The sequence below is a fragment of the Gordonia sp. NPDC003504 genome, assembly GCF_053587995.1.
Window position 1 is genome coordinate 496,819 of the sequence record NZ_JBSFPC010000001.1, and the last position, 19,011, is coordinate 515,829.

Sequence of the window (19,011 nt, forward strand, 5' to 3'; positions counted from 1 at the left end):
CATCCAGCGGATCACCCCTGCTCCCGAGGTCGATCTCGATTTTCCGCGTGAGTGGTATGAGTTCAACGATCCGGTGAACGCCGAACACGTCATCAACGCCGACCTCACCTGGCTGTGTTCGCACTGGACCTGCGTGTTCGGCACCCCGGCGTGTCAGGGCATCGTCGACGGCCGGGAAAGCGACGGGTGCTGCACCCACGGCGCCTACCTGTCGGACAAGGACGACCGCAAACGTCTGGCCAAGGGGATGTCGCTGCTCACCGAAAAGGATTGGCAGTTCTACAAAAAGGGCTCTGGCAAGGACCCCCTCGGGCCGCGCGGCTATCTGATCGAGGACGAGATCGACGACGAACCCGCCCTCAAGACGCGACTTCACAAGGGCGCGTGCATCTTTCTGAACCGGCCGGATTTCGACCGCGGTCCGGGATGCGCCCTGCACGCCATGGCGCTGCGCCGCGGACTGGAGCCGCTGACCGTCAAACCCGATGTGTGCTGGCAACTTCCGGTTCGCCGGGTCCAGGACTGGGTGGATCGGCCCGACGGCACCCAGATCCTCAAGACCACCATCACCGAATACGACCGGCGCGGTTGGGGTGAGGGCGGCCACGACCTCAAGTGGTACTGCTCGGGTTCGCCCGACGCGCACATCGGTGCCACCCAGGTGTGGCAGTCGTATGAGCCGGAGCTCACCGAACTCATCGGTGCCGCCGCCTACGGTGTCCTCGCCGACGCCTGCCGCCGTCGCAACGAACTGGGGCTGGTCGCCGTGCATCCGGCCACCACCGCCGCGACCACCCGCCGCAGCAGCGACATCAAGTACGAATTGCTCGACATCGAACCCGCCTGACACGGGACCCATGTGAGTGGGGGGTGTCCCGCCATGCCGACAAGCGATATCAACGCGGTGTCAGCGGTCCCTCGCGTCGTATATCGACACGAGCGACCTCTCACACCGCGTTCATATCGGTCGATCAGGGTTCGAACTTGTAGCCCAGTCCGCGGACGGTCACCAGATGCTTCGGCGAGGCCGGATCGGGTTCGATCTTGGATCGCAGCCGCTTGACGTGCACGTCGAGGGTCTTGGTGTCGCCGACGTAGTCCGCACCCCACACCCGGTCGATCAGCTGACCGCGCGTGAGCACCCGCCCGGAGTTGCGCAGCAGATACTCGAGGAGGTCGAACTCCTTGAGCGGCAACGTGATCGACTCACCGTTGACGGCCACCGTGTGCCGTTCGACATCCATCCGCACCGGACCGGCCTCCAGCACCACCAAGGCCAGATCGTCGTCGGAGACGTCCCCGCCGCGGCGCAGCACCGCCCGGATGCGGGCGATGAGTTCGCGTGCCGAATACGGCTTGGTCACGTAGTCGTCGGCGCCGAGTTCGAGTCCGACGACCTTGTCGATCTCGCTGTCGCGGGCGGTCACCATGATCACCGGAACGCTGGACCGGGCGCGCAGCGCCTTGCAGACCTCGGTGCCGGGGACCCCGGGAAGCATGAGGTCGAGCAGCACGATGTCGGGGCTGATCCGGTCGAATACGGACAGCGCCTGCGCACCGTCGTTGACGACGCTGGCCTCGAAGCCTTCCTTGCGCAGCAGGAATGCCAACGGGTCGGCCAGCGACTCCTCGTCCTCGACGATCAGTACGTGCGTCACCAATTACTCCTCACTTGTTCGGGCTGACGGGTCATGCGATCTGATCCGCACGTCGTCTCACGGATTCGCCACCCGCGTCGGCGTCGTGGACGTCGGCGTCACTGCGGGGGTGGGACTGGGGGATGGACAGGGTGAAGGTCGAGCCGGTTCCGGGCTGACTCCACAGGTTGATGTTGCCGTCGTGGGTGGCGGCGACGTGTTTGACGATGGCCAGGCCCAGACCGGTTCCGCCGGTGAGGCGTGACCGGGCCTTGTCGACGCGGAAGAACCGCTCGAAGACTCGTTGCTGATCGGCGGGGCCGATGCCGATGCCGCGATCGGTGACCGCGATCGACACCATCGAGACCCCGTTCATCGTCGTCACCCGGCGACTGACCGAGACGGTCGTCTTGGCCGGCGAGTAGGCGATGGCGTTGACGATCAGATTGCTCAGCGCCGTCAGCAGCAGCATGCGGTCTCCGCGGACCGTCACGTGGATCGGGTCGTCGGAACGCAGTGAAATGCCGGCCGCCTCCGCGCTGATCGCGGCGTGGTCGAGTGCGGTACTGATCAGTTCGTCGACGTCGACGCGGGTGAACTCGGGGGTTTCGCCGCCCTCGAGTCGCGACAGGGCGATGAGCTCGGTGACCATGTTGCCCATCCGGTGGGCCTCGGCGACCACGCGGCGACCGAAGTGCTCCACCGATTCGGGGTCGTCGGCCGATTCCAGCATCGCCTCGGCGAGCAACCCGATCGCCCCCACCGGGGTCTTGAGTTCGTGGGACACGTTGGCGACGAAGTCGCGGCGAGTGGCCTCCACACGCAGGTTCTCAGTGTCGTCAGTGCCGTAGACCATCACGTAGCGCTCGTCGCCGTAGGCACCGACGCGGGCCAGGCACCGCACCGATTCCGCGGTCCGTTTGGCCGCGCGGCCGGTCGAGAGGAAACCCAGCGTCGAGGTGGGCGGCACGAAGTCGAATCGTTCGTCCTCGCCGGAACCCAGCGCCACCAGCGACGCCTGCCAGACCGGTTCGGCGAGCAGGTGCTCTGCGACCATGCCCAGTTCGACGGCCCGCTGGTTGTAGAGGACAACGTCGCGGAATTCGTCGACCACGGCGACGGCCACCTCGGAATGCCGCACGATCAGGCTGAGCAATCCGGCCTTGGTCATCCGGCCGTCGTCGGTGACGGTGGGGACGTCGAATTCCCGCAGGGCCGCCGACTCGGGCACCAGACGGGGTACCTCGGCCGCGGAATCACCGGGATCGTGTTCGGCGATGAGACTGCGCGACGACTCGGCGGGGGCACCGTCGGTGGGGTCGGTGGAGCGCGCGAAACGATCACGCCACGCTCGAGATCCACCTGTCCACCAGGCTCGAGAACCACCTGTCGACCAGTTGACGCGCCCGAGCACGAATCCGACGGTCACCGCGAGCACGATTGCCGCGACGACTCCGGCAATATATGCAGCGGTCACAGTCGCAGCTTACGGTCCCGCAAACACCACGAACATTCGCGACGGCACAATTCGACTGCCGTTCACGTGCTGTTCGACCATTTCGTGACCTGAGCCACCTACGTGGTGCATAACGGCTCGCCGACTCGCCTATTGCGGTACCGGCACCGCCATGTCGGCGTATTCGGGATGCTGCTCGATGAAATGCCGAACATACGAACAGACCGGCACCACTTGTTTGCCCGTCGGCCGGATGTCGTCGAGAACGGCCTTCACCAGCTTGCCGGCATAACCGCGACCGGAGTACGCGTCCGGGATCACGGTGTGGGTCAACACGACCTGATACGGCTCGGATACGTAATCCACGTATCCGACGGTGACCTCGTCACCGTCCGCGTCATTGCTCAGAACTGCCTCGTACCGCTCTCGCGCAGGTGAGTGTGCGATGCGCAGGTGCCCCGGATCTGCCATGCACCCAATGTAGCGCGCGTCACATGACAGACACCATGACGATTGTGTTACGGATCACACCAGCGGCTACTTCTGCCCCTGTGCTGCGACGGCCGCGGCCCCGGCGGCGGCGGCTTCCGGATCGAGATAGGTGCCGCCGGGATTGAGCGGCTTGAGGTTCTCGTCGAGGTCGTAGCGCAACGGATTGCCGGTCGGGATGTTCAGGCCCGCGATGTCGGCGTCGGAAATCCCGTCCAGATACTTCACCAGGGCGCGCAGCGAATTACCGTGCGCGGCAATGAGAACGGTCTTCCCCGCCTTCAGATCCGCGGCGATCGTCTCCTCGAAGTACGGCACCAGACGCACGACGACGTCCTTGAGGCATTCGGTGAGCGGCACCTCGGGCAGGTCGGCGTAGCGCGGATCGTGGGTCTGGCTGTACTCCGACTCGGGATCGATCGGCGGCGGCGGGGTGTCGTAGCTGCGACGCCACAGCATGAACTGCTCGTTGCCGTACTTCTCGAGGGTGTCGGCCTTGTTCAGCCCCTGCAGCGCCCCGTAGTGACGTTCGTTCAGACGCCAGTCCCGGATCACCGGGATCCAGTGCCGATCGGCAGCATCCAGCGCGATCTGGGCCGTGGAGATCGCCCGTCGCAGCAGCGAGGTGTACAGCAGGTCGGGCAGCACATCGTGCTCGACGAGCAGCTCGCCGGCCCGCACCGCCTCGGCCTTGCCCTTGTCGGTGAGCGCCACGTCGACCCAACCGGTGAACTGGTTGGACGCATTCCATTCGCTCTCGCCGTGCCGCATCAGGATCAGGGTGCCGTTGCTCATGGTCGATAGTCTCCCACAGACCGCCCCGGCGCTCTTCTCACATCGAGTGGGCGCCGATTCCCGTCGAGTGGGCACCGATTCCCGTCGAGTGGGCGCCGTTTCCCGTCGAGTGGGCGCCATGCCCGAGCGGTCACCCTCGTCGGGCCGGTGACCGCCGAACAGGTCCCCGTCCCTCGACTGTCCAGCCCGCGACCGCCCAGATCGTCAGATAGGCCAGACCGAAGAACGCGGCGACGGCCACCCCGACGCCCGTCGACTCGACGTGCGCGAATGGCGTTCGCACCCACCCGAGCGTGGTGTGGATGACGGCGTCGGGACGGGTCACCAGATCCCAGGAGTTCCACCGCTGGAATCGTCCGATGACGACGCCGATCGCACACAGCCCGACCGACGCAACCGCCGCGATCCACCCGACGATTGCTCCGAACTCCGCCTCCAGCCGACGATGCACCACCAACAACGACATGACGCCGAGCATGATGCCCGTCCACGCCGCGAATCCGTATTGCAGCACGTGCCGCCACAGGTCGTATCCCTCACGCAGGTGCACGAGATCGGTGACCAGGTACGGCGCATTCGGAAGGAACGCAAGCCATCCCAGTCCGAGGGGGATCAACCATCCGCGACCCGACACCGACGCGAACCCGGTGGCGAACACCATCGGAATCCACGCCAGGAACAGATTCCACACCAGAAACCGCGACGGATAGTACAGCGGCACAGCAGGATCGGTGACGCCGAGCCCCACTGTCAGTGCCGACGTGGCCAACAACGAGGCGGCCAGTACCGCAGACCTGAGCGTGATCACCGAAGCGATTGTGCACCACCATGCTCCGGGATGTCGGCCGGGTGAATGACCGGCGCCCACTCGACGCGAGACCACGCACGCTCGACGCGAAAGGGCGCCCACTCAACGCGAAAGGGCGCCCACTCGACGTGCTGACGAGAACCGACGAAGACCTTAGCGGCGCAGGTCCTTTCGGAGGATCTTGCCGGAGGCCGACTTCGGGATCGCCTCGATGAACTCCACCGCACGAACCTTCTTGTGCGGGGCGACCTTGGCGGCGACGAACTCGATGACCTCGGCCTCGTCGAGGTCGGCGTCGCCCTGTTTGACGACGAAGGCCTTCGGGATCTCTTCGCCGTCTTCGTCAGTGACGCCGATGACGGCGGTGTCGGCGATCTTCGGATGGGTCAGCAGCAGTGCCTCGAGTTCGGCCGGCGGCACCTGATAGCCCTTGTACTTGATCAGTTCCTTGAGGCGGTCGACGATGTAGACGCATCCGGTCGGGTCGACCTGCGCCATGTCGCCGGTGTGCAAGAATCCGTCGGCGTCGATGGTGTCGGCGGTAGCCTGCTCGTTGTTGAGGTACCCCAGCATCACGTTGGGGCCCTTGACCCACAGTTCACCGGGGGCCGAGAGTCCCTCGGTGGGCAGCGGGATCTCTTCTCCGGTACCGGGATCGACGATCTTGTTCTCGGTGTTCGGAATGGCCCATCCGGTGGACGACAGCGGCGGGTCCTCGCGCCCGAGGACCGCGGCGGTGTCGATCGGGATGAGGTGGCTGACCGGCGAGAGTTCGCTCATGCCGTATCCCTGCAACATGTGCAGGTCCAGCCGCTTCGCGACGGCCTTGCCGAGTTCGTCGTCGAGGGGTGCCGCGCCGGACATCATCGTCGTCAGCGAGGACAGGTCGTAGTTGTCGACGATGGGATGCTTGGCCAGCGCCACCGCCACCGGCGGTGCGATGTAGGCGCTGGTGACCTTGAAGTTCTGGATGTTCTCCAGGAATTCGACGAGGTCGAACCGCGGCATGACGACGAGTCGCCCCCGGTTGTAGAGCGCGGCGTTGAGAAGCACGGTCATGCCGTAGATGTGGAAGAACGGCAGCACCGCGATCACTACGTCGTCGGGGGTCATGCCCTGCAGCGGCTTGATCTGCACGACGTTGGCGACAAGGTTACGGTGGCTCAGCGCAACACCTTTGGGGTTGCCGGTGGTGCCGGAACTGTAAGGCAGCGCGGCGACGTGTGTGGCGGGATCGAAGCTGACGTCGGGTGCCGGCAGGTTGGGGGCGAGCAGGTCCGCGGCGTTGGGATGGCCGGTTACCTCCTGGCCCTCACCGTCGAGGATGAACAGCTGCTCGTCGGCGAAGCCCACCTGCTTGGCGGCCTCGATGGCCTGCGGGGCCAGCGCCGAGATGGTGATGAGCATCTTCGCCTGCGAGTTGGTCAGCTGCTTGGCGATCTCGTCAGCGGTGAACAGCGCATTGATCGTGGTGGCGGCGGCGCCCGCGCGCAGCACCCCATGGAACACCGTCGCGAAGGCGGGGATGTTCGGCGAAAGGATGCCGACGACGTCGCCCACGCCGATACCCCGGGCCGCCAGTGCACCGGCTGCGGCGTTGATCTGGCCGATCAGCTGCCGGTAGCTTGTCTCGGCCCCCGACTTCGGGTCGATCAGCGCGGTGCGATCGAGGTACTCCTCGGCGATGTCGCCGAAGAGGAGCTCATACAGGCTGACATTGGGGATCTCGACGTCGGGAAAGGGACTGGCGAAGCTCATGGCACCTCCGTTGGCGGGATGATCGGAGCAATCGTATCAACACTCATTGCCACGGTGTGATGCGCACCTCGGTCGGGTTTGTCCGATACCGGCCTCGCCGCGCCGCCCGCGCCCACCTCCACCCGAACTCAGGCGTGACCCTCGTACCCGTCCCCGTCGCCGCCACCCGCTTCGCGCTGCGCATCGTCGACGACGGACGCACCGCTCTCGCCGGGCACATACCGTCCCTCGAGCGGCTCACCGGGTTGCGGCAGCGCGTCCTTGTCGATGAGGTGCTCGAAGGCGAGCAGGTTGCGCAACGACTCGCCGCGCGACACCCGCCAGGCCCATTCGCGGCGGATGGAGGTGATGAATCCGATCTCGAGCAGAGTGTTGAAGTCGCCGTCGGCGGCCTCGAGGACCTGCCCGAGGACCCGGTCGATCTCGTCGGCGGTCAGTGCGTCACCGGAGATCCGGCCGATGAGGTAGATGTCGCCGGTGTTGTCGATCGTGTACGCCACGCCGTAGAGCCGCCGGTTGCGTTTGAGCAGGAACCGGTAGACACCCTCGTGATCTTCGTCGGGACGTCGGCACACGAAGGCCTCCAGCCGCACCCCGTAGTTGCTCGCGGTGAGCAGCACCGTGGTCTTGAGTTTACGTTCACCGGGCAGCTCGAGCACCACGTGCTCGGACTGCGCTCCGCCGGAACTCTTGCGGCTGAACGAGATTCCGTGCTCGGTGAGCACCTTCTCCAACAAGTCGATGTGATCGGTGTGGCTCATCTTCCGTCCCTCTCCCTCTCTGGTCACCGTCGATACCGCGGCGGGGTCACCGGGCGACGGCGTCCCCGAATGATGACGTCACCCAGTGATTCGGACCGATCGACGATCGAGATCACCGCGATCGGACATCACATGGTCATGCGCGACCGGCGACGCCGCCACCGGCGGGTGGCCCGCACCAGTGGTGTGGCGACGGTCGACGGCGACATGGTGTGCGCGAAGGATTCCATCGCGCGACCGTAACCGGCGACGAGCGCGTCGGTGGTGTGTTCCCAGGAGAACTGCTCGGCGTGGGCACGCGCCGCGATCCCCATCCGGGTGAGCTGGTCGGGGTCGCTGAGCATCTTCTCCAGCGCGTTCGTCCAGTCGCCGATCTGATGTCCGTCGACGAGCATCCCCGAGCGTCCGTCGGCGACGGCCACCCCGAGACCGCCGACGTCGGCGGCGAGGACCGGCGTTCCGCAGGCCTGCGCCTCGATGGCCACCAAGCCGAAGCTCTCCGAATAGCTGGGCACCGCAACGAGATCCGATGCCCGGTACACCTGCGCCAGGCGGGCCGCCGGTTGCGGCGGCAGGAAGGTCACGTCGTCGGCGATGCCGAGTTCGGCGGCCAAATCGATCAGCGCGGTCGGACGATCCAGCCCGCTGCCCGACGGCCCGCCGACGATGAGCACGCGGACCGGCCGGCGCCCGTCTTCGCGGGAACGTTCGATCAGCGGCGCCGCAGCGGCCAACAGCACGTCGGGCGCCTTGAGTGGCTGGATGCGGCCGACGAAGGTCACCACGGCGGCGGTCGGGTCGAGCCCGAGTTCGGCCCGCGCGGCCGCCGCCGAACCCGGTGTGTAGCAATCGAGATCGGCGCCGGGGGTCACCACGTCGATGCGCGCCGGGTCGGCGCCGTACATGGTGATCAACTCGGTGCGCTCGGTGTCGGTGTTGGCGATCAGCCGGTCGGCCTGGGCCACCACCTGCTGCTCCCCGATCACCCGCAGCCGCGGTTCGGCGGCGTCCCCCTTGGCCAGCGAGGCATTCTTCACTGCGGCGAGTGTGTGCGCGGTGTGCACCAGCGGCACGCCCCAGCGTTCGCGCGCCAACCAGCCGACCTGCCCGGAGAGCCAGTAGTGCGAGTGGATGACGTCGTAGTAGCCGGGCCGCTGCATCGCCTCGGCCCGCAGGACCCCGGCGCTGAAGGCGCACAACTGCGCGGGCAGGTCCCGCTTGTCGAGGCCCTCGAACGGGCCGGCGGCCACGTGACGCACGACGATGCCGTCGGCGGCGTCCACCGCGGGTGCGTCCATCGACGACGTCGCCCGGGTGAAGATCTCGACCTTGATCCCGCGGCGGGCGAGCCGACGGGCGGTCTGCCAGACGTAGACGTTCATGCCGCCGGCGTCGCCGGTACCCGGCTGCGCCAACGGCGAGGTGTGCACCGAGATCAGTGCGATACGCCGTGGCCGGGACGAAGTCATCCCACCAGCTTAAGGCGTGGCGGATGTGTCGACCGGGGCAGCGCCCGTCGGCCGCCCGGGCGTTGACACCTGATGGTGATGTGTCTCACCATCACAGGATGGTGGCAGATCTGTCGCGTGCACCCGCCTTTGCGCTGCGGTCCGGGTCGACGTGGCGTGATCCCTTCGCCATGTACGAGCGTCTGCGCCGAACATCGCCGGTGCATCACGTCACCGACGACGGCACCGGCGCGGCGGTGGATTACTGGGTCCTGACCCGTCATGCCGATGTCTCGGCCGCGGCCACCGATCCGTCGACGTTCTCTTCGGCTGCCGGGTTGACAGTGACCGACAACGAGATCGAGGCCATCGGCATGGCCGACAATCCGCCGCTGGTGATGCAGGACCCGCCCGAGCACACCCGGTTCCGGTCGCTGGTCGCGCGCGGTTTCACCCCTCGCCAGGTGGAGGCCATCGCCCCTCGCGTGCGGGATTTCGTCGCCCGGCGACTGGATCGGATCGATCGGCTCACCGGTCACGACGGGCCGGTCGACATCATCGAACTACTTCTCAAACCGCTGCCGAGCATGGTGGTGGCGCACTATCTGGGCGTTCCGGAACGGGATTGGCAGCGGTTCGACGTCTGGACCGAGGCCATCGTCGGCGCCGTGGGCGATCCCGGTTCGGCGGGCGCCGATGCGGGCGCGGCCACCGGCGAACTCCTCGGGTACTTCGCCGACCTGATCGCCGAGCGGCGGCGTGCGATAAACTGCGGCACCGGCATGGGCGAGGACACGGTCTCCGCGCTCGTCGCCGCGGGCCGGGCCGACGACGACGCGGGGCTGGTGTCGATCCTGGCATTCGTGTTCACGATGATCGCCGGCGGCAACGACACCACGACGGGACTGCTCGGCGGTTCCCTGGACCTGCTGGCGCGCCACCCCGATCAGCGGGCCCGCCTGGCCGACGATCCCGACCTCATCCCCGACGCGGTCTCCGAACTCCTGCGGCTGACCTCCCCCGTTCAGGGACTCTGCCGTCAGACCACCCGCACCGTGCACTACCCCGACACTCCCGAGGGACCGGTCGAGATCCCGGCCGGGCGCAAGGTGTTGCTGTGTTATGCCGCGGCCAACCGGGATCCGGCCGTCTTCGGCCCCGATGCCGACGAACTCGACATCGCTCGGCGTCCGCGGGCGATACTCACCTTCGGCCGTGGCGATCACCATTGCCTGGGTGCGGCGGCGGCCCGGATGGCGGCGCGGGAGACCCTCACGGCCATCCTGGCCCGGTTCCCCGACTACGAGGCCGGCGACATCGATTGGGCTGCAGGCAATTATGTTCGACGCCCGACGCGTATGGCGTTTCGACCGGGGGTCCACCGATAGCCGACCCAGGGCAGGTTGTGGCGCGGCGACGCCCCGGGCCCGCCGGCGTCACTCCTCCGGACCGCCCGGATTGCAGCGCGTAGCCACCATCTGCTGTTCGTCGACGACCGGCCGTTGCGGCTCGATGTTCCAACTCGGCTTGTCCGGTGCCACCAGGCGGGCGTAGGTCCAGTGACAGTCGAACTGCGCCCGCATACCCGGGGTGTCGGCGTCGGGGGCCAGCTTCAGGACCTCCGCCCAGGCGACGTCGGCGCCATCGTCGGAGTACGTCTTGCGTCCACTGACGGTCGGATGGATCTGCAGGCTCGGACCGACCGCGGTCGAGACCCACTCGACGTGGTCGACGTAGGGCGGGCGGTTGACCGGGTCGACGGCCGGGGTCGGCGGCGAGTAGGAGCCCAGGCCAGTCGCCGTCGGCACCGACACGCTCGAGCTCGGTGCATCCGATGTCGCCGACGACGACGCAGCGGCCGAGTCGGTCGAGGTCGACGTCGTCGACGATCCACCGCAACCCGTTGCGCTCCCGACGATCAGTGCGCACGCCGCCGCGCCGAGCACGATCCGGCCGCGGCCGGCCACCGGGAGCCGTCGATGAGTCACCCTCGCGAGACTAGCGGCCGGGGTACGCTCCGCGGTGTGGGGTCTTCGCGGCGGTGGTGCACATCGCCGACGATGCTGCCCGTTGCGCTGATCGCGGTACTGCTTCTGCTCACCGGCTGCGCTACGCACGATTCCACGTCGACGGCGGTCACCCACGACTTCGGTGGCCGCGTGGACACCACCACGAACTCACTGCTGCTCGACGGAAGCCCGTGGCAGCCAGTCGGATTCAACGCCTACCAACTGGGTACCGATTGGTCGGTCAACCGCGGATGCGGTGCCGAGGTCGATCTCGACAGGTATTTCTCGGCGCTGCCCGCGCGCAGCCTCACAAGGTTCAACCTCTATGCCTCCTTCGCGGTGACCGTCACGACCGGTGGCCTGGACTTCGCGCCACTGGACGCGGTGTTCGCCGCCGCGGAGCGCCATCACCAGATGGTCTTGCCGGTGCTCACCGGGTCCTCCGGCGCCTGTGAGGACAACCAGTTCAAGGACCGCCAGTGGTATGTCTACGGGTGGCGGACGACACCGCACGTCGGTGGACTCACCTATGCCCAGTGGCTGCCGATCGCGGTGAAACGCTGGGCCGGGCGGACGTCGCTGGCCGGGTGGGAGCTCGTCGGTGAGCCCGAGGCCAGTTCCTGTGGTGCCGGCGGGTGCGCGTGGCAGCAACGCCTGTGCGCCCCGGGGGCCGCGCAGGTGCTGCGGGACTTCTTCGACTCCGCGGGTGCACAGTTGCGTGAGATCGACGATCGCCATCCGATCTTCTCCGGCACCACCGGTGGCGACCAGTGTTCGCTCGCCGGCGACGACATCTTGACGGTCGGCGCTTCGCCCAACATCGATATCCTCGACTACCACGATTACCGGTACGACGACGGCGCCCCACCCGCCGGGAGCGACCTCCCGACCCGCTTGTCTCAGTCACGGCAGCTCGGAAAACCCCTGGTGGTCACCGAACTCGGCATGAAGGCCGGATCCTGTCGGACGTTGCAGGAGCGCTATGACACTCTGCGGGAGCAGACACTCACCGAACGACGGTCCGGGGTCGCAGCAATCCTGTTCTGGGCGTTCGTACCCGACCCACGACCAACCGAATGCACCTACGACATCGGCTTCGACGACCCGCTCTGGCAGGTGGTGTCCGACCTCAACCGCTGAGACCGCGCATCTGCCGGGTCGAGCTTGTCGAGGTCGAGACCACGTCCGCAACCCAACGACGAAATCTCGCCACCACCAACCGAACCCACGCGTGACATAGCCGACAGCGTTCACCCCCACCAGATTCCGCGCGGAGAAGTTTGTCGGTGCCCCTCGATATACTTGTCACAGTTCAGTTGATACGACCGAGCAGAGGTGGGTGAACATCATGGCCGACACCACAATTCGCACGACTACCGCGCCGGAACTGTCGATGACCGCCGACGACGCCGCCATGATCGATCACCTCCCCGCCGAGCAGGCCACCGCTCTGGCCCGATCGTTGCAACGCCAAGAACGACAACTGACCGCCCGAAAGGTGCTGTCGGCAGCGCGAATCGGGCATGCCGTGTACGACGAGATGCTGCTCTCGGGCCACATGACCAACGCGCACACCACCGGCGCCGTCGACAAAGCCGCCACCGGCAAGGTATCGACCGCGCTGGGAGTATCGGTGCCGCACGCCACCGCGTGGATGACGCTGAGTTTCCTGCTGTCGACACTCCCGACGGTAACCGCGGCGTTCCTGGCCGGTGACCAGTCACTGGAACGTATCCGCATCATCGCCGACGAGATCGTCGTCCTATCCGATGACGATGTGCGTGCGTTCGCCGAAACCCGTGCACTGCAACTCGCCGGACGTAATCAGGCGGATACGACCCTGCGGGATCAGGTCGCCGAGATGGTGATCGCCCTGGATCCCGACGGTGCCGCCGACCGCCGCGAGGAAGCCGCCGCGCGTGTCCAGAATGTGCGGGTCCGTCGGGACACCAACGGGCACTGCAGCATCTCCGTCTACGCACCCGGGGAGATGGGTGCGCATCTGTTAGCGCGGATCGCACAGATGATCAGTCAGCGGATCTGCCCGCGTGATCGGCGTCGCCGCGGTCAGGTGCAGGTCGCGGCGTTCGCCGAAATCCAAGGCCTGCCCGGCGCGTACCTGTCGTGTGAATGCGGGCGGGGTGACTGCTCGCGGGCGATCCCGTTGCCGGAAGAACCCAGTGGCCTGACCAACCGCGACATCGATGTAGACGGCGACGCGACGGATCTGTCTGACGATGTCGATGCGGACGCCGATGCGGACGCCGACGTGACCGACGATCCCCAGTCGGACGCTGATGTGACCGAGGATCCCGGGATGATCACCGACGGCGACGCTGATTGTGACGACGCTGACCGTGACGACGCTGACGGTGCGGCAACAGATACCGTCGAGGCGCACCCCGACACCGAACCCGACAGTGATTTGCAGTTGTCGCTGTCGTTGATCACCGATCCGTCCGGGCAGCGGGAAGCCCGACTGGAGTACTTCGGCGTGATTGACGACTCCCACGCCCGAACGCTGATCAATTCGGGACAGCTGGTCACCGTCAGCGAGTTTCCCACCCTGGACATACCCACCGTCAACACCGCCACCTCACTGGATCGGATACCGGCGGCGTGGCGTCGTCTCAACGATCCGTTCCCCGCAGCACCGATCGACCCGTCCGGGCACGGCGGCTATCTCCTCCCACCACCAGGTGCGTTGACGTATCGGATACCGGCCTGGTTGCGGGAGAAGATCATCGAGTTGGATGGCACCTGCCGATATCCGCAGTGCGGTCGGCCGGCCAGTGACTGCCAGATCGATCACCTGGTGAAATTCGTGCACCAGGATCCGATCACCGGTGGCTGGACGGTGGAATTCAACCTGATGCCGCTGTGCACCCCGGACCACCAACGAAAACACATGGGGCTGCTGATCCCCACCATGCTCGCCGATCGGGCGGTCATCTGGCGCGACCCCGCCACCGGGGAAACCATCACCACCTATCCGCGGTAGGCCACTGCGGTCGGATGCTGCTGCGCTGCAACCGGTTTCCGGAATCGGCGTTGCGTGGTCTCGACCTCGACCAACTCACCCCGCCTACCCCGTGACCCGATACACCCGCCAATCCGGGGAATTGGCCCCCTGATTACGGGCCTCGAGGACGCGCACCGAGATCTGTGCGCCGTTCTCATAGAGCGTCGGATAACGCTGATTGAGGGCGTCGGAGGTTCCCCGGCCGGTGTCGGGCACCGCGAGCAGGTACTGGACGCCGTGGCCCGCCGGATCGTTGAGGACCTCGGCAAAGTCCCCATCGGAGGGGATCACGAACTGTTTGGGTCGCCGCGACTGCACCACTACCGCGAAACCGTAGACGGTGTCGGTCAGTACCGCGCCGTCCGGAAGATTCAGGGAGTCAAGGTATTCGGCGAGCGTGCGTTCGGTGGAGAAGGTCCGTACCACCTCCTGTTCGTCGAGGTGACGCTGCGAGACCGACTCCGGGCGCGGCCAGACGATCGACCCGATCGCGAACTCCTGCGGCGCGAACTTCGGCGACGTCATCCCGTATGCGGTGGTCGGCAGCGCGACGGTCATCACGATGATCGCGAACACCGAGGCGAAGACGTACACGCCGCGCCGCGAACCCCGCCGACGTACCGGCGGTAGGGCGGCATGCAGTCCCTCCCGACGGAACGGCGGATGCCGGCGGGCGGGTACCGAGATCAGGGCGACGATGGCGCCGAGCACGATCACCGTCATGTAGAACCGCAGGAACCCGAAGGTGGATCCCCGTGCGTAACTGTAAACCTGGAAGAACAGCACCGCGCCGATCATCAGCAGCGGCGGCAACAACGGCTGGACGCGCCGCCGCGCCGCCCGGATGCCGATGACCAACGCCGCCAGCAACGGGAGCAGCGGTGCCAGGATCGCCAACTCCACCGTCGAGAACCACAGGGCCTCGCTGACCGTCGACGATCCGCTGCCGCCAGACTGCGCGATGATCGCCGCATTGCCGTATTCGGAGGTGAACTGCGCGAACGCGTTTCCGGTGATCAACCAGCTTGCGAAGGCCCAGCCGAGGAAGGCCAGCGCCGACGGAGCCACCACCAGCACCACATCGAGCATCACCCGGCTGATCCGTTTGTCGGTGTCGGTACGCCGATAGGTCACCCATGCGACGACGAACGCCGCGGCCAGCGAGGCCGCACCGCCGTCGTAGCGGGTGAGGTAGCCGAAGGCCAAGGCGATTCCGGCGACTGCGAGTTCGTGGACGTCGTCGGTGTCGACCCACCGCATCAGCCGGCGCGCCGCCCAGGCGAGGAAGAAAAGGTACGGGGCCTCACTCATCCCGTTGGCGCCGTACAACACGATCATCGGGTTGAACGCATAGCAGATGGTGATGAGGGTGGACGCCACCCTGTCCAGACCGCGGTCGCGGGCGATGCCGGACACTTGGATCACCGACCCGGCCATGAACGCCGCCGACATCACCACCGCCGACACCGCATCGGTGGTCATCTGCGGTATCCAGGGCGTGAGTGCGGTGAGCGGTAGTTGGACGATCGCGGTCATCGGGGTGAAGATGAAGCCGATCGCGGCCAGATGCGGTGAGCGACTGAACAACACGCTCTGCGCCGACTGCACTCGGGAGAGTGCATCACCGAAGTAGAAGTGCACGCCGACGGCCAGATAGAGACCGACACCGAGGTAGATCGCGAACACGGCGACGAAGAGCGCGATCACCCGATTGCGGGTCATGGTGCCGCCGCCGGGTCATCCGCCGCCTCGGAATCGGATTTCGAGGTGCCCGTCGACAATCCGTGAAAGGTCTTCTCCCAATAAGACGGATTGAACAGGATCTGCCACATCCCTTTGATCGCGGCCACACTCATCAAGAACCAGTACGCCGGCACCAGAAGCGCGGAGATCAGCAACTCGCTGCGCCCCTCCTCGCGGATGGCCATCAGATTCATGTACAGGGCGGCACCGTTGCCGAAGATCAACGAGATCAGCGACAGATAATAGATCGGGCCCCAGAACAGTTCACCGATGACCGGTGGCTGCCCGGCGATCCACATCACCAGGATCAGCCAGAACACCATGTTCATACATGCGATCAGCGGCGTCCCGGCGATGAGCAGGGTGAACCGCAGCCAGGCGATCGGCCCGAGGATGCGCCACAACTGCCGTGGCCGGCGCATGTGCACCAGCCAGGTCTGCATGTAGCCCTTGTACCACCGCGACCGCTGCCGAACCCAGTTGATCGCATCGACATTGGCCTCCTCCAAGGTCACCGAATCCAGTACCGCGGTGCGAAAACCACTGTCGGAGATCCGCACCCCGAGATCGGCGTCTTCGGTGACGTTGAACGGATCCCACGCGCCGATGGTGTCGAGTTCGTCGCGTTTGAAATGATTCGACGTGCCGCCCAACGGGATCGGGGCTCGACTGACCATCATGCCGGGCAGCAGGAATCCGAACCAGATGCCGTAGTCGGCGGTGAACCAGCGGGTCAGGATGTTGTCGGTGGCGTTGTGGAAACTCAGCTTTCCCTGCACACACACCACCGAATCGTCGTCGATGTTCTGGAAAACCCAGGCCGCCCTGCGCAATTGGAGGGGATCCGGTTTGTCCTCGGCGTCGAAGATGGTGACGATGTCGCCGGTGGCGAAGTGCATGCCGTAGTTGCAGGCCTTCGGTTTGGTCCGCGGCTGCGCCGGTGGAGTCAGCACCACGGTGACCACGCCGCGTTCGTCCTCCATGGCCCGCGCAGCCACGATGGTCGGTTCGTCGTCCTCCTCGAGCAGCAGTAGCACCTGCAGTTTGTCGCGGGGATACTCGATGGCCTCCACCGCCTCGATGAGATCGCCGACCACCTCCGGCTCACCGTAGGCGGGTACCAGGACGGTGTAAGCGGGCAGGTCGTCGTCGGCGATCGCCCGGGCTTGCTCGTCGGTGACCCGGATGGCGCCGTTGACCAGTCCCCGCCGGAAGATGATCAGCCGGTCGATCAGGGCGACCACGTAGACGAGGGTCGCCGCACCGACCACCGTGGCCAGCGTCGGCACCGGAAACAGGATGGTCAGGATCCCGATCAGCACGAGCGCCGCGATTCCGCCCCACTTCTGCGGCCTGCTGAACGCCACCGACGCCGACATCGTCGCATCGGCGTCGCGAAGGCGTTCGACGGCGTCGTGCAGCGCGTCGGCCCGATACGCCTCGTCGACCAGCAGTTCACGCACATCCCGTTGCGGCCGGGTGCACCGGGCGCGAGGATCCGGCGCCGGGTGCCCGTCAGCTGCCGCGCGCCCCGGCGCACCGGCGGTCATGCGCCCGTCTCCTGGCGTGCGAGGTCCACCTGCGCGTCGACGATGCCCCAGGCCAGCGACTGCAGGAGGCCACGATCCTTGAAGGTGGGCGTGGAATCCTCGATCGAGGCGTTGCCCCGCAGCAGGACGGTGAACATCGTGTTCAGGTTCTGCCCGATGGTGAACTGTGGCGTGATGAAATACGCGTCGTCCTCGTGGTCGTCGACCGCCCACAGGATCACCTGCTGCGCCTTGGACCCGTTGTTCCACCACCACGAGACCACCGTGTAGCTGAGGTAGCGGGCGTCGTCGACGATGGACCACATCCAGGCACGCACCCCGTGCGGCATCGGGATCTCCTGGGACTTGCTGGCCCGGTCACCCACGAGGTCATAACGGAAGATGTACGGATAGACCTGCATGGACAGGGGGCGAGCGGTGTCGACGCTGTCGACGGCGACGCGGCGCGGGCGTGATTGTTTGTCGAACTCGGGACTGCCATGCGCCTGAAGCACCATCTGCCGGTACATCACCGAGGCACTGCCGTAGAGCCGGGTGACCCAGGGGTAGCGCTGCGCGCTCTCCTGACGCCAGTCCGATGGGATGGCCAGAGGTCGCCCGAGCGGCATTCCCGGGATGGTCTGACTGGGCCAGACACCCACCTTGACCGGCACCGGCACGAAGGCGAGCAGCACCGACGTCGCGATCAGTACGAACGCCGGCCGACCCACGCGGGCCAGTGTCGGTGGTGCAACCCCGCGCCCCAACGGAGTCCATCCGAGGCGGTGCCGGACGCGATAGTCGACGTACATGGTGATCGAGGCGACCAGGGTGGAGCCGATCGCCGGGATCACCACCAGCCACGCACGACGGGTTCCGGGCAACAACGCATCACCGATGACCAGCAGGATCATTCCCACGACCAGCGCCATACCCGCACCGATTGCACCTCGGCGCCCGGAGCGCCCGACCGCGATCTGGGTGGCCGCCACGGCCAGCACCACCATCACCACGCCGGCGACCACCGGTCCGCCACCGAAGGTCAGGATCACCACCCGCACCGGTACCGGCCAGATCAGCAACGCCAGCAACCACACCCAGCGATACCGGGAGACCGGACGCAACCCGAACATCATGATCGAGGCCGCGAGGAAGAAGAGCCACAACGCGAGCAGGTCCATGTGGGTGGTGAGATAGGCCTGCCCGTACCGCGGGTTGACCATCACCTGAACCGCCACCGCGACCACCATGACGATCAGCCCGACAATGACATCGGTCTGCCGGTCATAGATCGGCGGCTCGGGAGCCCGGCGCCAGGATGTGCCTATCGCCGCGATGATCGCCAGCACTATCAGCACCGGCACGTAGATGATGATGGTCAGCGAGCGCATCTCGTCCACGACCGCGATGATGGTGCGCCAGAAGGCGATCGTGGTCAGCGCCAGCAGAGCCAGCCACCGCAGCGTGAGCACCCCCGGGTTGGTGCGTAGCCACGCGACCGGCGTCGCGCCCTGCGACGCCTCGGTGGGTGGTGCGGTCGCTGTCATGACGCGGCG

The 19,011-nt window shown here is 66.5% G+C and carries 16 protein-coding genes; 4 read left to right on the top strand and 12 right to left on the bottom strand.

The window, feature by feature from the left end; translation table 11 throughout:
• The first annotated feature begins 10 nt into the window (after nucleotides 1-10).
• Nucleotides 11-847, top strand: a complete 837-nt coding sequence (locus tag ACWDPV_RS02195; protein WP_449741881.1) for a hypothetical protein — start codon at nucleotides 11-13, stop codon at nucleotides 845-847.
• Nucleotides 848-971: 124 nt separating this feature from the next.
• Here ACWDPV_RS02195 and ACWDPV_RS02200 read toward each other — a convergent pair whose 3' ends face one another.
• From ACWDPV_RS02200 to mshA, 8 genes are all read right to left on the bottom strand, one after another.
• Nucleotides 972-1,658: a winged helix-turn-helix domain-containing protein gene (locus tag ACWDPV_RS02200; RefSeq protein WP_449741584.1), complete on the bottom strand. Its 687-nt coding sequence runs from the start codon at nucleotides 1,656-1,658 to the stop codon at nucleotides 972-974.
• Nucleotides 1,659-1,689: 31 nt separating this feature from the next.
• Nucleotides 1,690-3,114, bottom strand: coding sequence for a sensor histidine kinase (locus ACWDPV_RS02205; protein WP_449741585.1), 1,425 nt, complete (start codon nucleotides 3,112-3,114; stop codon nucleotides 1,690-1,692).
• Between the two features lie 129 nt (nucleotides 3,115-3,243).
• A complete protein-coding gene (locus ACWDPV_RS02210) occupies nucleotides 3,244-3,564 on the bottom strand; it encodes a GNAT family N-acetyltransferase (protein ID WP_348807682.1) in 321 nt (106 codons plus the stop codon).
• Nucleotides 3,565-3,630: 66 nt separating this feature from the next.
• Nucleotides 3,631-4,377 (bottom strand): phosphoglyceromutase, encoded by a 747-nt coding sequence (locus tag ACWDPV_RS02215; protein ID WP_348807453.1) that lies wholly within the window; start codon nucleotides 4,375-4,377, stop codon nucleotides 3,631-3,633.
• A 130-nt stretch (nucleotides 4,378-4,507) separates the two neighbouring features.
• Nucleotides 4,508-5,185: a DUF1361 domain-containing protein gene (locus ACWDPV_RS02220; RefSeq protein WP_449741586.1), complete on the bottom strand. Its 678-nt coding sequence runs from the start codon at nucleotides 5,183-5,185 to the stop codon at nucleotides 4,508-4,510.
• A gap of 153 nt (nucleotides 5,186-5,338) precedes the next feature.
• Complete coding sequence (locus ACWDPV_RS02225; RefSeq protein ID WP_449741587.1) at nucleotides 5,339-6,943, bottom strand: AMP-binding protein; 1,605 nt, start codon at nucleotides 6,941-6,943, stop codon at nucleotides 5,339-5,341.
• A 128-nt stretch (nucleotides 6,944-7,071) separates the two neighbouring features.
• Entirely contained in the window at nucleotides 7,072-7,704 is a 633-nt protein-coding gene (locus ACWDPV_RS02230) for a YbjN domain-containing protein (RefSeq protein ID WP_449741588.1), read from the bottom strand.
• A gap of 128 nt (nucleotides 7,705-7,832) precedes the next feature.
• Nucleotides 7,833-9,173 (bottom strand): D-inositol-3-phosphate glycosyltransferase, encoded by a 1,341-nt coding sequence (gene mshA / locus ACWDPV_RS02235; RefSeq protein WP_449741589.1) that lies wholly within the window; start codon nucleotides 9,171-9,173, stop codon nucleotides 7,833-7,835.
• 98 nt (nucleotides 9,174-9,271) lie between these two features.
• Here mshA and ACWDPV_RS02240 point away from each other — a divergent pair, with 98 nt between their 5' ends.
• Entirely contained in the window at nucleotides 9,272-10,540 is a 1,269-nt protein-coding gene (locus ACWDPV_RS02240) for a cytochrome P450 (RefSeq protein ID WP_449741590.1), read from the top strand.
• Between the two features lie 48 nt (nucleotides 10,541-10,588).
• Here the strand turns inward: ACWDPV_RS02240 and ACWDPV_RS02245 are convergent, their stop codons facing one another.
• Nucleotides 10,589-11,140, bottom strand: a complete 552-nt coding sequence (locus tag ACWDPV_RS02245; RefSeq protein WP_449741591.1) for a DUF2599 domain-containing protein — start codon at nucleotides 11,138-11,140, stop codon at nucleotides 10,589-10,591.
• A 72-nt stretch (nucleotides 11,141-11,212) separates the two neighbouring features.
• On the opposite strand from ACWDPV_RS02245, the gene ACWDPV_RS02250 reads away from it, so the two are divergent.
• Complete coding sequence (locus ACWDPV_RS02250) at nucleotides 11,213-12,301, top strand: beta-mannosidase (protein WP_449741882.1); 1,089 nt, start codon at nucleotides 11,213-11,215, stop codon at nucleotides 12,299-12,301.
• 208 nt (nucleotides 12,302-12,509) lie between these two features.
• A complete protein-coding gene (locus ACWDPV_RS02255; RefSeq protein WP_449741592.1) occupies nucleotides 12,510-14,162 on the top strand; it encodes an HNH endonuclease in 1,653 nt (550 codons plus the stop codon).
• Between the two features lie 84 nt (nucleotides 14,163-14,246).
• On the opposite strand, the gene ACWDPV_RS02260 is transcribed toward ACWDPV_RS02255, so the two are convergent.
• The 3 genes from ACWDPV_RS02260 to ACWDPV_RS02270 are packed head-to-tail and all read right to left on the bottom strand — an operon-like array spanning nucleotide 14,247 to nucleotide 19,002.
• Nucleotides 14,247-15,905 carry an ArnT family glycosyltransferase gene (locus tag ACWDPV_RS02260; protein WP_449741593.1) on the bottom strand — a complete coding sequence of 553 codons (1,659 nt, stop codon included), beginning with the start codon at nucleotides 15,903-15,905 and terminating at the stop codon, nucleotides 14,247-14,249.
• On the bottom strand, nucleotides 15,902-17,476 hold the full coding sequence (locus ACWDPV_RS02265; RefSeq protein WP_449741594.1) for a glycosyltransferase: 1,575 nt from the start codon (nucleotides 17,474-17,476) through the stop codon (nucleotides 15,902-15,904). The genes ACWDPV_RS02260 and ACWDPV_RS02265 overlap by 4 nt, the downstream gene beginning before the upstream one ends.
• Nucleotides 17,473-19,002 (bottom strand): hypothetical protein, encoded by a 1,530-nt coding sequence (locus tag ACWDPV_RS02270; RefSeq protein WP_449741595.1) that lies wholly within the window; start codon nucleotides 19,000-19,002, stop codon nucleotides 17,473-17,475. The genes ACWDPV_RS02265 and ACWDPV_RS02270 overlap by 4 nt, the downstream gene beginning before the upstream one ends.
• Nucleotides 19,003-19,011: the final 9 nt, after the last annotated feature.